Origin of the sequence: Vitreoscilla filiformis (assembly GCF_002222655.1) — a bacterium.
Classification (GTDB): Bacteria; Pseudomonadota; Gammaproteobacteria; order Burkholderiales; family Burkholderiaceae_C; genus Ideonella; species Ideonella filiformis.
Window position 1 is genome coordinate 2,095,996 of record NZ_CP022423.1, and the last position, 14,159, is coordinate 2,110,154.

Here is a 14,159-nt window from a genome sequence, read left to right on the forward strand (position 1 = left end):
ACGAGAACCAGCGTCAGCCCGGCAATGACTGTGCGGCGGTGCCCTGCGGCAACGCGGTGACCAAGTCGGTGAGCAAGCGCGTGGTTTGGCGCATCAACGGTGTGCTGCGCTGGTGCGCCGAGGTCGCCAGGCACAACACGCTGACCAGCTCCGGGCGCACCAAGGGGCGCACCACCAGGGCATCCTTGCGCTCGGACACGGCCACGCTGCTGGCGGTGAGGATGGCGTGCCCGTACCCCGCACACACCAAATCGAGGATGGCCGGGACACTGGACACCTCCCACGCCACGTTCAAACTCAGGCCGGCGAGGGTGGCTTGGTTGTCCAACAAACGGCGGATGACGTGCTGGCGTTCGGGCAGCACCAAAGGCAGGGCGGCCACATTTTCCAGGGACACGGGCGCCAAACTGCCACCCTCTCCGGGGCGCAGGCGCTGCACCAAACCCAAGCGCTCGTGCAGCAGTGGCCGGATTTCCAGGCCCGTTTGGGTGTCGGGGTTGTAGAGCAGCCCCACATCCACCCGCCCGCTGCCCAACCATTCGCTGATGTGCGCCGACAGCCCTTCCACAATGGTCAGGCGGGCGCGGGGCATGCAACGCTGAAAACCGTCCACCAGGGCCAAGGTCAACTGTCGGCCCATGCTGGGGGGCAGGCCCACGGTGATGCGGCCCACCGGCTCATCGCGGCTGGCGCTGAGGTCCTCGCAGGCTTGTGCCACTTGCCGCAGGATGGCCAGGCTGTGTTCGTACAAACGCCGTCCGGGCTCGGTCAGGCTCACGCCTCGGCCATTGCGCAGCAGCAAGGTTTCGCGCAACTCGATTTCCAAGGCGCGCACTTGGCGGCTCAGGGCGGGTTGAGCGATGTCCAGCACCAGGGCGGCTTTGCTGAAACTGCCCAGCTCAGCCACGCTGACAAAGTATTCCAACTGCTTGAGATTCACCCGAGTGTGGCCTTCAGGTAGTGCGCCCCCGGAATGGGGTTGTAGTAGTAGGGCGGAACTTCTTCAAAACCCAGCGAGGTGTACAGCTCGCGGGCGGCTTCCATGTCATCCAGGGTGTCCAGCAGCATGGCGGAATAGCCCGCATGGGTGGCGCGTTCGATCAGGTGTTGCGCGAGCAGCCGCCCAACACCGAATCGGCGAAAAGGGCGGCGCACGTAAAGACGTTTCATTTCGCAGGCGTTGGCGTGATCCGCCTCCAACAAGGGGCGAAAAGCGCCGCAGCCGGCCAGGGCGCCGTCCACATAAGCCAGCAACAAACCCCCGTGGGGTTCAGCGTAGGCGCCGGGCAGGGTGGCCAACTCCGCTTCGAAATTCTGGAAGCACAAATCGATGGCCAAGCTGGCCGCGTACTCCCGAAAAATATCCCGGGTGGCGTTCAGTGCCTCGGGGTTTTGTGGGGTTTGGAGCACGATGTCCGGCCATGTTGAGGCGGCGAAGTGAGCGGAGGAGAAGCGGGAAACCATGGCCGGCTGCGCACGCGGGTGCGTCGAATCTCACATGGCGTTAGCGTACCCCAGTTGCCACAGCCACACCCCAGCGACAGCACAGGCGGCCAGCAGCAACAAAGCCAGGCCCCGGGTGACGATGTCATCGCGGCTGGCGGGGGTGCCCACGGGCAACGCCTTGTCGCCCGTGAACATGGGTTTGACCAGGTTGTGGCGCTTGACGTGGGCGTGAAACGCAATTGCCGCCACGTGCAACACCACCAGGCCGATCAACAGCAGTTTGCCGCTCTCACGGTGCCAATTGGAGGCCCAGCTCACCCACTCGGCCGGCGCCCAGGCGTTGAGCGGGCCAACGAAGGCGATTTCGTCGTCAATGATCAACCCTGAACCCACTTGCACCAGCAGCACCGCCAGCAGCGCAAACACGGACAGAGCACCCAGCGGGTTGTGCCCCACCTCGGCATGGGGTGTCGATTGGCCGCGCAGGTAACGCAGCGTCGTCAGGGGTGAATAGATGAAACTGGTGAAGCGCGACCAACGCCCACCGACAAGGCCCCACACCAGCCGGAACAGCAGCAGCGCCGCGACGGCCACCCCCAGCTTGGCGTGCCAGTCGATGGCATTGCCGCCGATTTGGCCAGAAACCACCAGCGCCACCACGCTCGCCACCAAGGCCCAGTGGAACAGGCGTGTGGGCAAATCCCACACGCGAACGCGAGCGATGGGGCGCGATGGGTCGGAGGCAGAAGCAGGGGACACAGGCATGGTCAACTCCAAACGGCGAACAACAGGGGATTGGGGGGGCATCGCTGAGATGCCACGTTAGCGCAGGCGGGATTGCTTACACTGAGGGATGCCCATTCGATGCCCCCTGGGGTGTCAGGGGTCGGGTGTGCATGTTGTGTTTTTCTTGGAGAAATTGCATGAAACGTCTGATTTTGGTGGCCACGGCAGCCGCTTCGATGGTGATGGCCCTGCCGGCTTCGGCGCAATTCAAGAAGCCGGAGGATGCTGTTCACTATCGCAAGGCGGCCTTCACGCTGATGTCGGCCCACTTTGGGCGCATTGGGGCCATGGTCAAGGGGACGGTGCCGTTTGATGCCAAGGCGGCTGCGGCCAATGCGGATGTGGTGTCGGCGGTGGCCACGCTGCCGTGGTCGGCGTTTGGCGAAGGCACCGGCGTGGGCCGTTCTGAAGCCAAGCCCGAAGTTTGGAGCCAGCCCGACAAGTTCAAGGCCGGTGCCGACAAAATGGTCGAAGCCGTGGGCAAACTCAACGCAGCGGCCAAGAGCGGCAACCTGGATCAACTGAAGGTGGCCTTCGGCGAAACCGCCAAGACCTGCAAGGGCTGCCACGAAGCTTTCAAGAAGGACTGAGCGATCCCGCTCAGATCCACCACCACGGCGCCAACTTTGCCGCCCAGCGGCGCAGCAGCAGTTTGGCGCCGTCTTGCGTGTAATTGCGGTTGTCCACGCCGCGATAGCCGTCCAGCATGCACACCACTTTGAAGCGGCGCTGGATGCGCAAACGGCCCACGGCGGCATCCACCGCGTTTCGGAAGTGGTACTCGGCTGACACGGGGGCCACGTCCTCCCGCAATTGCGTGTACAAACCGCGCAGGAACTTGGCATAGGCTTGGTGCTGCCAGCCCAGGACGTACAAATCCACCCAGCGCTGCGGCCAATTGCGGCAGTGGCAATACAGCTCGACCTGCGGCGGCATGGAAGCCAGCACTGCCGCCACATTGCGCAGGATGTAACGCCCAGTGACCTTCCACACGGGCGCTTCAGGCGGCAGGTCTTGCAGCAGTTGGGCGTGCTGCATCACGTAGTCCAGCAGTTTGAACTCGCCATAGCCGCGCCCGTAGTGGGCGGGATGGTCCAAGCCGTCAAAGGACAGAATTTCCACCTGGGTGCCCAGCCCGCGCTGCGCCACCAGCTCGCGCAAGGCGCTGACATCGGACGCTGAGTTGTCCGCGAACACCAAGCGATCGAAGGTGCCGCGTGCCAGCTCGTCCAGGTAGAACGCCATGGCGCGCAGATAGTCGTTCAGGCGCTGTTGGGCGTCGGTGCGGGCCAATTGGATCGCCCCCGCCGGCGGTGTGATGGTGGCGGTCAGAACGAGGGTGATGGGCAGGCGTTTCATGCGGTGGCGCTGTGCTCGGCAATGAGGCGGCGGTACACATCCAGCATCACATCGACTTTGTGTTCCCAATCAAATTCACGCTGCACCTTGGCCCGCCCCGCCGCGCCCATGCGCTGGCGCAGATCGGCATCTGTGGCCAGGGTGCGCATGGCTTGGGCCAGGCCATCGATGAGGCTGGGGCGGGTGGTGGGGGGGACGAGGATGCCGCAGCGGTCATCCAAGTAATCCATCGGGCCGCCCCAAGCGGTGGCAATCACCGGCAGGCCGCAGGCCATGGCTTCGAGCACCACCGCGCCGCCGCATTCCCACAGGCTGGGCAACACCAGCGCTTGGCTGCGGCGCAGGATGTCCGCGCAAGTGGCTTGGGGCTGCCAGCCGGCGAAAAAGATTTTCCCGGCTTCGCCTTCACGCAGCGCCAAGCGGCCTTGCTGGCGGGCTTGCTCGCGCAGGGCGGGGCTTTCGGGGCCATCACCGATCAAGGTGAGACTCATGGGCGCTTTGCGGCTGCTTTGATCGAAGGCGTACAGCAGCAAGTCCACCGCTTTCCAATCGACCATGCGGCCCATGAACACGAACGTAGGAACACCGCTGCTGGAGCCAGCCGAGTGCGCAGCGGGGCGTTGCCACAGCGAAAGATCGACCCCATTTTCGGGCAGCACAACGGCCCGTGCGCCCAAATCCAAGGGCAGGGCTTGGCGCGTGCGCTCATTGGCCACCAGCAAGGCGGCTGCACGCGGCTTGCCAGGCATGAGCCGGTTCATCAGCCCTGCGGTGGCGCGTCCCAGACCGACCAGCTTGGCCACCCAGCGAATCTTGCGGGGCTGGAAAGCGGGCGGATACTCCATGCCACCGTTCATCGGGCCGATGGCCACGGGTGCGCCCAGATCGAACAGGATCGACGGTTCTCGTGGGGACACGGGCATGGGCTGATGCACCACCTGAATGCCGCGCTGCACGATGAGCTGGCGCGCCAGGCGCTTCTGTTCCAGTTGGGTGCTGAAGCGCGAAACAAACCCCGTGGTGAAGTAAGAAATGCGCGAAGGCAACTGGCTGCCGAGTTGGCACATCCAGCGGTGCAGGCGGCTGTCTTCCACAAACAGGATGCGGTCCATGGCCTGGGGAAACAAGGCCGTCAACTCTGAACGCACCCGGGCATGGGTGATGAGCCAGACCGGCGCGCCGCGTGCCAGCAGCACACGAAAGTAATGCAACGGCAAAGCGGCTTCACCGCCGAACGAGGCCGACGCGTGCTCGGCCACGATCAGGATCCGAGGCAAGGGCGCTGACGATCGAGAGGGGGAAGGAGAGGAGGGGAGCGCCATGGGAGGGTCGGAGTTGATGCGGACATTCTGCCTTGCCTCCCGGGCCGTCTCAATGCGAAGGGTAGGGAACGCTGGGTGGTGGTTTACCAGCCCACGGTGTCAGAGGCTTTGTGAATCAATTGGGTGGTGCTGGTGGCGGCACCGGCGCCCCGAAACGCATCGCTGTTCTCGGCCAAAAAGGTGTGGTGGGCGGCCATGGCTTCGAGGTTGTTTTCCAGCGTCTGGCACTGCCCGATCACTTGGTCGTAGGAGCGAACCTGTTGTAACGAGTGTGCCCGCGCCAGCGACACCAGCAAGCGGTTTTGGGCCGGGTCGATCATCATCAGCTCGACCTCGTAGAAATTGGTGAAGTTTTTCTTCTCGTTTTCAGCCGTCTTGCGATAGAGGCGAACCACCGATTTCATGCCCTTCACGATGGTTTGGAAGGCGTCATCGCCGTCCCGGATCATGTCGCGCACGGCGTTGACTTGCAGTTGGGCGATGGCCCAGCGTGCCGTCAACGTCGAGAGGCGGGACAGCGCTTCCAAATACAGCGCATTCATGCCGAGTTCGGGATGCTCCTGCACCGCGCTGCTGACGGCGGAGTCGGCGGAATGGGTTTGAAATGTGGTGTCGCCGGCCATCTTGCCCAACGTGCCCATGTACTGGCCGACGATGGTGTGGATTTTCAAGAGATCGGCTTGGGCGGCTTGGCGTTTCTGGTCGGTCTCGCGGGCGACGGCATCGCTGGCTGTGGGCAGGTAAGGCTGTTCCCGCGCATAGGTGTCCACGAAGTGGTGGGTCAACTCGGGGTAAGCGGCGAGCTTGTCATAACTTCGTGCAAAGTTCTGAACCCCTTGGAGGTTGGCGCAGCCCGCCAAGAACGTGACGATGAGCAGCACAGCGGCTCGCAAAAGACGAGCAGGCACAGCGTGAGACATGGCGGTTCTCCCGAGCAAGGGGGCGAGGGTCAGGTGATGGTGTCGATGTCTTGTTGGATGTCGTGGAGAGCGGCCAAAATCGGCCCGGGCTGGGCGGCGTACACCGAGGACACCACCACCAGCAAATCCGACACGATGTCGATGAAGTGGGCGATTTTGGAAATCTCCGTGATGCGCGTGCCAGCCTCGCGGATCACTTCGTTCAGGTTGATCTGATCGTCTCCCAGATCAGCGACGATGCACTGGGCGGCGTCCATGTACAACCCATTGGCCCGCTGGCGCAGGGTCGCCTCATCTTGAAGGATTTGCTGGGCCGTGAAAGGGTTGACTTCTGCGGCGCGTATGGCAGCAATCAAGCGTTGGTGGATCGCGTCGGCGCACTCGGTGAGCAAGTCGGCGAAGCGTTCCACATCGGCGGCGGTGGCGAGGGGCATGGCGGTGACGGCGTTGGGGTGGCGGGGGCATTCTGCCTTGGCTCCCCCAGCGACTCAACGTGGCGCCGTGGCAGATTCGACTTGGCGCCACACCCGCTGCCAATTCAAGCTGGCGCGTTCCCCTTGCGACAGATAAGCCGGGCCCTCGGGCACGGGGGGCGGATCGGTTTCCAGCGTGCCGCTGTCTTGCCGCTGCTGCGCGAGCCAGGGCAGATGGCGGACGTAGAGGTGCTGGGTGTGCGGCGCATCGGATGGCAGTGGCTCGCCCTGGGTGGGCAGCCAGCGGGGGGGCTCAGGCGCGTCGTGGGTGAGGCCATCGAGCTGCGCCAGCGACGAGGCCAGCGTGGCGGTGTGGGCATCGCGCAGATCGGGCGGGCCATCGCTCCACAGCAGGCCAGGCGCCCACCACCATGCAGAACCGCGCACATGCCACACCGTCACCACACTGCCGGGGGCGCGTTCCAAGCGCCACCACTGCCACGGCCCCAGGGTGCCCTGTGAGCCTTGCAGCCGCAACGGCGGGATGACGATGGGCTGAGGGCCCAGATCGACCGCCGCCGCCCCCAAACGCTGGTGCAGCCGCTCCACGCAGCGCGGACACTGCCGTTGCATGGCTTGCGCCACTTCGTCGTGTGCCCACAGGCGGGCGGGTGTTGAAGCGCGGGTGAAAGCCGAGTTGCCCAGCACCACTTCAGGCCGCGCCCACGGGTTGACCACGTCGGTGACGTGCCAGCCCAGCCGTTCGCGCAGCACGCAGGCCAAGGCGTGCCCTGCGGCGGGGGAGGCACCACTGCCCATCAACCACACCCGGCCATCGCGGCGCAACACCAAGAGGTTGTCGGTTCGGCCCCGATTGGCGGGCGTTGAGTCGCCCGCCGCGCCGGGAATCCACCAGAGATCCGGCCCCAGGGCTTGCAGCGAGGGCGCATCGGCAGGGCAAGCTCCCAAGGCGCTTTGAGCCATCACCCATCCCAGCAGCCCGCACAGGTGCGCCACGATTCGGTGAAAACCCTGTTTCAACCTGGCGCAATCGCAGTTCCCCTTGTTCCAGCGCGCAGCGACCGCCCGCCACCATCCGGGTGACTGCCCGCAGGCCGAACCTTCAGCGAACGCCCGTTCGTTTCTTTGTGGGGGCGTGGAGGGTGGCGGCATGTGTCTTGCACCTGGAGGTGTCTGTCTGGTTGTGATTGGTTCATGCCTCATTGTTTTCTCCATGGGGTGCGCCCGCTGAGGGGCGTACCGCAAACCTTGTGCCGCTGCGCGGGTCGTGGCGGTGGTGTCCGTTGCATCGTTGTGGGAGGCATCTGATGAAGCTCGTGATCTTGCGGGGGGGGATGTTGCCCGCTGGCCGCCGGGCCGCCTCGCGTGATCCGGCGCCGACAGGCCGCCATGGGGTGGCCGCGCTGTCCGATGACGCCGAGGGGTGGGCTTTGATCAATGTGGCGCCCAACGTCGCGGAGCAGCTCCAGACCGATCCCGCGTTGCGTTGCCACAGTGGCCTGATGGACGCGGACACGCGCAGCATCATCCTCACCGATGCGCAGATTGACCATGTGACCGGCCTGCTGAGCCTGCGCGATGGGGCGCCGATTGACCTGTACGCCACGCCTGCGGTGTTTGAGGTGTTGAGTCAACAGATGCCTGTGTTGCAGGTGCTGCAACGTTATTGCGGGGTGCATTGGCACGTGATTCCGGTGGCGGGAGAAACGTTGTCTGCCAGTTTTCGGGTGGAAGCCCTGCCGACCTTGGAGTTCACTGCCTTGTCCACCGAGAGCCAAGCGGCGCCCTGTGCGCTGGAGCCTGGGACGCCGACGAGCACCGGGTTGTCAGTGGCCATTGCGGTGCGGGATGTGATGAGCGATCAACGTTTGTTTGTGTCGCAGGGTGCCCAGGTGCTGGGGGGCACAGAGCTGGATTGGCTGCGCCGCGCCGACTGTGTGATGCTGGACGATCACACGCATTGGCTGGACGAAGAGGCCCAGCCCAGCGTCCCCGCGTGGCGTGCCCAGCGCAAAGTGATGCTGCGCGGACAGCGTCCGGAGGAGCTGCATCGGGCCAGCACCGATGGATTTGAGGTGGCCTATGACGGCATGGTGATCGACCTATGAACCTGCCCACCTCGGCCCCGGCGGCCTCTTCGATGCTCGAAGTCCAGCAACTGGTGCAGCGCTACGGCGCACGCACCGCCCTTAATGGTCTGAGCTTGAGCCTGCCGGCGGGCCAGTTTGTGGCCTTGCTCGGCCCGAACGGAGCGGGCAAGTCCACCTTGTTCCAAGTGCTGACAGGGCTGTTTTCGGCCAGCGGCGGGGAGGTCAGCGTCGCGGGGCACTCGCTGCGCCATGTGGCCACGAAGGCGCTGGCCTGCATCGGCGTGGTGTTTCAACAGATGTCGCTGGACCTCGATTTGTCGGTGCGGCGCAACCTGCAATTTCATGCCGATTTGCACGGCCTGCCGCGCAAGCTGGCCGCCACGCGCATCGCCGACGGTTGCGCCGCGTTGGGCACGGCAGCCGATCTCGATCGCCCAGTGCGTGAACTCTCCGGCGGCAACCGGCGCAAAGTGGAGTTGGTGCGGGCGTTGTTGCACCGCCCGCAAGTCATCCTGATGGACGAACCCACGGTGGGCCTCGATCCGAAATCCCGCCGCGATCTGCTGGCTGCTGTGCGTGCCGATGTGGCCGAACGCGGCTCCACCGTGCTCTGGGCCACCCATTTGGTCGAAGAAGCCGAAGCCGCCGACCGCGTGCTGGTGTTGCACAAAGGCCAGTTGCTGGCCGATGGCACACCGACGGGTGTCGCCCAGACGCTGGGGGGCGAGCGGCTGGAGGAGGCGTTTATCCGAGCGACGACTTAGAGGGCAGGCCGCGAGCCCCCTCTCCCCAGCCCTCTCCCGCGAGGGGAGAGGGAGCAAAACCGGTGAGCAATGCTGAAACCGGTGCGCTGCTGAAAGCCCCTCTCCCCTCGCGGGAGAGGGGTTGGGGAGAGGGGGAGCACCACAACACAACAACACACCACACACCACCCCTGGAGACAAAAGACATGCCCATGTTTTCCCGCAAGTTCCCCACGCTCTCGGCCCTGGTGCTCGCCCTGGGGCTGACCGGCGCCGCGCAGGCCCAAGGCATCGCCTGGGTCAGCAGCGAGAAGGATCACACGCTGACCCTGATCGACATGAAGACCCTCACCGTGGCCGGCACCGTGCCCACCTGCAAACGCCCGCGCCACATGCGCCTCACCCCCGACGCCAAAAAGCTGGTGGTGGCCTGCGGGGACTCGCAGCAAGCCGACTTGATCGACGTGGCCTCGCGCAAATCGGTGGGCAAGCTGCCGCTGGGGGATGACCCGGAAATCTTCGACCTGACCCCAGACGGTAAAACGCTCTACGTCAGCAACGAGGAAGACGCCGAAGTCGGCATCGTGGACGTGGCCAGTGGCAAGCGCGTGGGCGCCATCAAGGTCGGTGAGGAGCCCGAGGGCGTGCTCGTGTCGCCGGATGGCAAGACGGTGTATGTCACCTCCGAGGTGGCCAGCCTGGTGCATGTGGTGGATGCGGCCAGCAAGAAGGTGGTGAAAAACATCAAGGTCGGCAAGCGCCCGCGCCGCTTTGCGCTCACGCCCGATGGCAGCCAGCTTTGGGTGACGAACGAGCTGGCCGCCAGCGTCAGCGTGATCGACACCCGCACGCAGGCGGTGATCGAAACGATCAAGTTCCAGGTCAAGGGCGCACGCGACAAGGACATCACCCCCGTCGGCCTGACGATGAGTGCCGATGGCAAACGCGCTTTCGTCGGCCTGGGCCAAGCCAACCACGTGGCGTTTGTGGATGTGGCCTCGCGCAAAGTCGAACAGTTGGTGCTGGTGGGCAAGCGTGCTTGGGGCGTCGGGCTGAACAAGGCAGGGGACAAGCTGCTGGTGGTCAACGGCCTCTCGGACGACCTGACGGTGGTGGACGTGGCCAGCGCCAAGGCGCTCAAGACCCTGCCCGTGGGCCGTGTGCCGCACAGCGTGGTGGTGGTGGAATGAGTGCCGCCCCCTCTCCCCAACCCCTCTCCCACAAGGGGAGAGGGGCTTTAAAGGCGGTATTTCTCCCTCTCCCCTTGTGGGAGAGGGCCGGGGAGAGGGGAAACCCACCTCTCCCAATCATGCTGCTGCTGCTGGTGCTGGCCGCTGGTGCCGCCAGCGCTGCCCCCTTCAAAGCCGTGCTGCTCCTGCCCGAAGACGATGCCCGCCTGGAACGCAGCCGCTTGGAGCGTGCCTACCTCGGCCACCCCGGCGGCAGCGCCGCTGACGCGATGGTCGTGGCGCTGAAGGAAAGCCGCCTGGAGCTGGACAGCGTTGGCGCCAGCCTGGCGATTGACACCGTGCCGGTGCGCGATGCCGCCAGCGCCCGTGCTGCTGCGCAAAAAGCCGAAAAAGCCGGCGCCGTGGCGCTGCTGGCCGACCTGCCCGCCGATCAGTTGCTGGCCGTGGCCGACGCGGTGAAACTCCCCGTGCTCAACCTCAGTGCCGCCGATGACCGGCTGCGCCAGCAGGACTGCCGCCCGCGCCTGTTGCACCTTGCCCCCAGCGAGCGCCAGCGGGCCGATGCGCTGGCTCAAACCCTGGTGGCGCGCAAGTGGAGCCAGGTGCTGCTGCTGACCGGCCCCAGCCCGGCGGATGCAGCACGCTCGGCTGTGGCTCAGGCCGCTATCAAGCGGTATGGCCTCAAGCTGGTGGGCAGCAAACCCTTCAAGCTTTCGGGCGATCCGCGTGAGCGCGATCTGGCGAACCCGCTGCTGCTGACCAACCCGGCCACCACCGGCCCGCACGACGTGGTGTGGGTGGTGGACTCGGACGGCGAATTCGCCCGCAGCCTGCCCTATCGCACCGCCGCGCCGCGCCCCGTGGTGGGGGATGCCGGCCTGGTGGCGCTGGCTTGGCATGCGCAGTACGAGCGTTTTGGGGCGCCGCAGGTCTCGCGCCGCTTCTTCAAGAGTGCAGCCCGCCCGATGACGGCGCAGGACTGGCAAGCCTGGCTCGGCGCCAAGGCGCTGGCCGCCGCCGTGGTGGCTGCGCCCAAGGGGCCTGCCGCTGCCGTGCAAAAAGCGCTGCTTGACGAGGAGCTGGACGGCTCCAAAGGTGTGCCCATGAGCTTCCGGCCCTGGGACGGCCAGTTGCGTCAGCCGCTGTTGCTCACCGATGGGCAAGGGGTTATCAGCACCGCGCCAGTGGAGGGTGTGCTGCACCCGAAAAACACCCTGGACACCCTCGGGGCCGATGCAGGCGAGAAGCTCTGCAAAGCCGCCGCCGCTGCGGCGAAGTAAACCAAGAAAGGCCGCTCGATGCGCCATGCCATGCAGGCCCTTTGGGCCATCGTCCACCGCGAGCTGATGAAGTTCGTGCGCCAGTACGGGCGCCTGGCCTCGGCGCTGGTGCGTCCGCTGCTGTGGCTGGCGGTGTTTGCCGCTGGCTTTCGCAACGTGTTCGGCATGGCCATCAACGAGCCTTACGACACCTACATCCCCTACGACATCTACATCGCCCCCGGCCTCATCGGCATGGTGTTGCTGTTCAACGGCATGCAGTCCAGCCTGGCGATGGTGTATGACCGGGAGATGGGCCTGATGCGCCTGCTGCTGACCGCGCCGCTGCCGCGCTGGTGGGTGCTGTTCGCCAAGTTGTGCGCCACCGCCGTGCTGTCGCTGGGGCAGGCGCTGGCTTTTGTGCTGATCGCCGCCTTGCTGGGCACCACGTTGCCACTGTGGGGGCCGCAGACGCCCGCCGTGCTGCTGGCCGCCGTCAGTGCGGCGCTGATGCTGGGGGCGCTGGGGTTGCTGCTCTCGGTTCACATCCGCCAGTTGGAGAACTTCGCCGGGACGATGAACTTTGTCATCTTCCCGATGTATTTCATGTCCACGGCGCTCTATCCGCTGTGGAAGCTGGAAGAGTCCGGCGCCGAATGGGTGTGGTGGATCGCCCGCTTCAACCCCTTCACCCATGCCGTGGAATGGCTGCGTTTTGCCATCTACGGCAAGGACGCGGGCGATTCACCCTGGATCGTGCTGGGCACACTGGCCCTGTGTTTCGCCCTGGCCGCCTGGGGCTATGACCCGCAGCGCGGTTTCGGCGCCCTCACCAAACGACCAGGAGGCGCCGCATGAGCCGCTTCGTTGTCCCGCTGGCGCCCGACGTGCTGGCCCAGCGCATCACTTGGGCGTGGCGTTTGGCGGCGGTCACGTGCGTGTTCATCGCCCTGTGGATGCAGCAGCGGGGGTTGTGGGCGGCGCTGCTGGAGGGCGATCCGAGCGGCATCAGCGCCGGCATCGTGGGGTTGAGTGCCGTGCTGACCGGCTGGTGCGGGATGCGTGCGAATGTGCTGGCGCAGCAAGCCGAACCCGATTCAGCCTGGCGCCAGGCGTGGGCGCAGGACGTGCAGCGCGTGCCCGACCAAGCCCCGGCCCTGCTCAACGAGCGCAGCCACGGTGCCCACGAAACCGCCTGGTGGTTTGCCGGTGCCACCATCAAACTCGGGTTGCTGGGCACGGTGGTGGGGTTCATCGTCATGTCGGCGCAGATCGGGCGGATGCCGGGGTTCGATCTCGATCAGGTGCAGACCATGCTCAAGCAGATGACTTCGGGCATGGCCATTGCGCTTTACACCACGTTGGTCGGGCTGGTGGCGAACCTGTGGCTGGGCTTGCAACTGCTGTTGCTGGATCGCTTGGCGGATCGAATCGTGGCCGACATCGTCGCCAGCGCGCCCGCCGCGCCGGATGCCTGACAACCCAGGAGCACCGGCATGGCCATGCTGCGCAACCGCCGGCACGACGAGATTGACCCGTTCTCGGACTTGCTGTTCAACACCCTGCTGGCTTTTGTGATGCTGTTCGCCATCGCTTTGGTGGCGATGAATCCGAAAGCCAAAACCGGGGTGATCGACGCCAAAGCCGAGTTCATCATCACCGTGACCTGGCCGGACATGAACCCGAACGACATCGACACTTGGATCGAAGACCCGGGCGGTAACAAAGTGTGGTTCCGCGCCCGCGAGGCCGGGATGATGCACCTCGACCGCGACGACCGAGGGCTGGCCAACGACAGCATCGTGGTCAACGGCCAGCAAGTGGTGAATCCGCTGAACCAGGAGGTGGTGACGATCCGGGGTTTTGCGCCGGGTGAGTACACCGTCAACGCCCATTACTACGACAGCAAGAACGGCAGCCCGGTCAACGTCACCGTGTCGGTGGTGAAGGTGAATCCGCGTGCCGAAGTGGTGTTCTACGGCACCGTGACCCTGGCGCGCAAAGGCGATGAGGGCACCGCCGTGCGCTTTTCTGTGAACCGCGATGGCGGGGTGGACAGCGTCAACACCCTGCCCAAAACCTTGGTGGAGAGGATGTGAGCCCATGAATGCGACCGATGCCATCTTGTGGGCCTTTGTGGCGCTGGCTTTTGTGCTGGCGCTGGCCTGCGTGTTTTCACCCTGGCCGCGCTGGGCCAAGGCGCTGCTGATCGCCGCCACCGCTGCGCTGTACGTCGGGGCCGATGCCGGGTTGGAAGCGGTGTGGGGCTTGCCCAGCCGCCAGGCCCTGCCTGAGCGGTTCGTGCTGCTGGCGGCGGTCATTGACGAGCCGAGCAAAAACCGGCCAGGTGCGTTGTACGTTTGGGTGAATGCCATCGAGAACGGCAAGCCCGCTGCCAAGCCCCGCGCCTACCAACTGCCTTACAGCAAGGATTTGCACGCGCTGCTCAACGAAGGGCTGAAGAAGGTGCGGCAAGGCGTCAGCCAGATGGGCACGGCTGAACCCAAGCGTGGGCCCAAAGGGCTGTCTTGGCTGCGCCCCGGCAGCGATGAGCAGGAAGTGAAGATCCGCGACCTGCCCGCGCCCCAGCTTCCCGAGAAGTGAGGCCCC

Annotated in this window: 17 protein-coding genes; 9 read left to right on the plus strand and 8 right to left on the minus strand. The window is 65.3% G+C overall.

The window, feature by feature from the left end; genetic code table 11:
* Positions 1-13: 13 nt before the first annotated feature.
* Genes VITFI_RS10025 through VITFI_RS10035 form a run of 3 tightly spaced genes read right to left on the minus strand, consistent with a single transcriptional unit; the run spans position 14 to position 2,211 of the window.
* The gene (locus tag VITFI_RS10025) at positions 14-940 is read right to left on the minus strand and encodes a LysR family transcriptional regulator (protein WP_089416834.1); all 927 of its coding nucleotides are present in this window, start codon (positions 938-940) and stop codon (positions 14-16) included.
* A complete protein-coding gene (locus tag VITFI_RS10030; protein WP_089416835.1) occupies positions 937-1,464 on the minus strand; it encodes a GNAT family N-acetyltransferase in 528 nt (175 codons plus the stop codon). Before VITFI_RS10030 ends, VITFI_RS10025 begins: the two co-directional genes overlap by 4 nt.
* A gap of 30 nt (positions 1,465-1,494) precedes the next feature.
* Positions 1,495-2,211 carry a cytochrome b/b6 domain-containing protein gene (locus tag VITFI_RS10035; RefSeq protein WP_089416836.1) on the minus strand — a complete coding sequence of 239 codons (717 nt, stop codon included), beginning with the start codon at positions 2,209-2,211 and terminating at the stop codon, positions 1,495-1,497.
* A 158-nt stretch (positions 2,212-2,369) separates the two neighbouring features.
* On the opposite strand from VITFI_RS10035, the gene VITFI_RS10040 reads away from it, so the two are divergent.
* Entirely contained in the window at positions 2,370-2,822 is a 453-nt protein-coding gene (locus tag VITFI_RS10040; RefSeq protein ID WP_089416837.1) for a c-type cytochrome, read from the plus strand.
* Between the two features lie 10 nt (positions 2,823-2,832).
* Here VITFI_RS10040 and VITFI_RS10045 read toward each other — a convergent pair whose 3' ends face one another.
* The 5 genes from VITFI_RS10045 to VITFI_RS10065 form a co-directional block, all read right to left on the minus strand.
* Positions 2,833-3,591: a hypothetical protein gene (locus VITFI_RS10045; RefSeq protein WP_089416838.1), complete on the minus strand. Its 759-nt coding sequence runs from the start codon at positions 3,589-3,591 to the stop codon at positions 2,833-2,835.
* On the minus strand, positions 3,588-4,850 hold the full coding sequence (locus VITFI_RS10050; RefSeq protein WP_198301410.1) for a glycosyltransferase family 4 protein: 1,263 nt from the start codon (positions 4,848-4,850) through the stop codon (positions 3,588-3,590). Before VITFI_RS10050 ends, VITFI_RS10045 begins: the two co-directional genes overlap by 4 nt.
* A 146-nt stretch (positions 4,851-4,996) precedes the next feature.
* Entirely contained in the window at positions 4,997-5,833 is an 837-nt protein-coding gene (locus tag VITFI_RS10055) for a hypothetical protein (RefSeq protein WP_157725634.1), read from the minus strand.
* Positions 5,834-5,862: 29 nt separating this feature from the next.
* Positions 5,863-6,267 carry a hypothetical protein gene (locus tag VITFI_RS10060; RefSeq protein WP_089416841.1) on the minus strand — a complete coding sequence of 135 codons (405 nt, stop codon included), beginning with the start codon at positions 6,265-6,267 and terminating at the stop codon, positions 5,863-5,865.
* Between the two features lie 54 nt (positions 6,268-6,321).
* Positions 6,322-7,230, minus strand: a complete 909-nt coding sequence (locus VITFI_RS10065; protein WP_157725635.1) for an MBL fold metallo-hydrolase — start codon at positions 7,228-7,230, stop codon at positions 6,322-6,324.
* A gap of 344 nt (positions 7,231-7,574) precedes the next feature.
* Here VITFI_RS10065 and VITFI_RS10070 point away from each other — a divergent pair, with 344 nt between their 5' ends.
* The 8 genes from VITFI_RS10070 (at position 7,575) to VITFI_RS10105 (ending at position 14,153) form a co-directional block, all read left to right on the plus strand.
* A complete protein-coding gene (locus VITFI_RS10070; RefSeq protein ID WP_089416843.1) occupies positions 7,575-8,375 on the plus strand; it encodes an MBL fold metallo-hydrolase in 801 nt (266 codons plus the stop codon).
* The gene (locus VITFI_RS10075; RefSeq protein ID WP_198301411.1) at positions 8,372-9,121 is read left to right on the plus strand and encodes an ABC transporter ATP-binding protein; all 750 of its coding nucleotides are present in this window, start codon (positions 8,372-8,374) and stop codon (positions 9,119-9,121) included. Before VITFI_RS10070 ends, VITFI_RS10075 begins: the two co-directional genes overlap by 4 nt.
* A 185-nt stretch (positions 9,122-9,306) precedes the next feature.
* Positions 9,307-10,290: a PQQ-dependent catabolism-associated beta-propeller protein gene (locus VITFI_RS10080; protein ID WP_089416844.1), complete on the plus strand. Its 984-nt coding sequence runs from the start codon at positions 9,307-9,309 to the stop codon at positions 10,288-10,290.
* 119 nt (positions 10,291-10,409) lie between these two features.
* Entirely contained in the window at positions 10,410-11,570 is a 1,161-nt protein-coding gene (locus VITFI_RS10085; RefSeq protein WP_089416845.1) for a type 1 periplasmic-binding domain-containing protein, read from the plus strand.
* Between the two features lie 18 nt (positions 11,571-11,588).
* Entirely contained in the window at positions 11,589-12,407 is an 819-nt protein-coding gene (locus tag VITFI_RS10090) for an ABC transporter permease (protein ID WP_089416846.1), read from the plus strand.
* Positions 12,404-13,027, plus strand: a complete 624-nt coding sequence (locus VITFI_RS10095) for a MotA/TolQ/ExbB proton channel family protein (RefSeq protein WP_089416847.1) — start codon at positions 12,404-12,406, stop codon at positions 13,025-13,027. The genes VITFI_RS10090 and VITFI_RS10095 overlap by 4 nt, the downstream gene beginning before the upstream one ends.
* A gap of 18 nt (positions 13,028-13,045) precedes the next feature.
* Positions 13,046-13,648 carry a hypothetical protein gene (locus VITFI_RS10100; RefSeq protein ID WP_089416848.1) on the plus strand — a complete coding sequence of 201 codons (603 nt, stop codon included), beginning with the start codon at positions 13,046-13,048 and terminating at the stop codon, positions 13,646-13,648.
* A gap of 4 nt (positions 13,649-13,652) precedes the next feature.
* Complete coding sequence (locus VITFI_RS10105) at positions 13,653-14,153, plus strand: hypothetical protein (RefSeq protein ID WP_089416849.1); 501 nt, start codon at positions 13,653-13,655, stop codon at positions 14,151-14,153.
* Positions 14,154-14,159 lie beyond the last annotated feature (6 nt).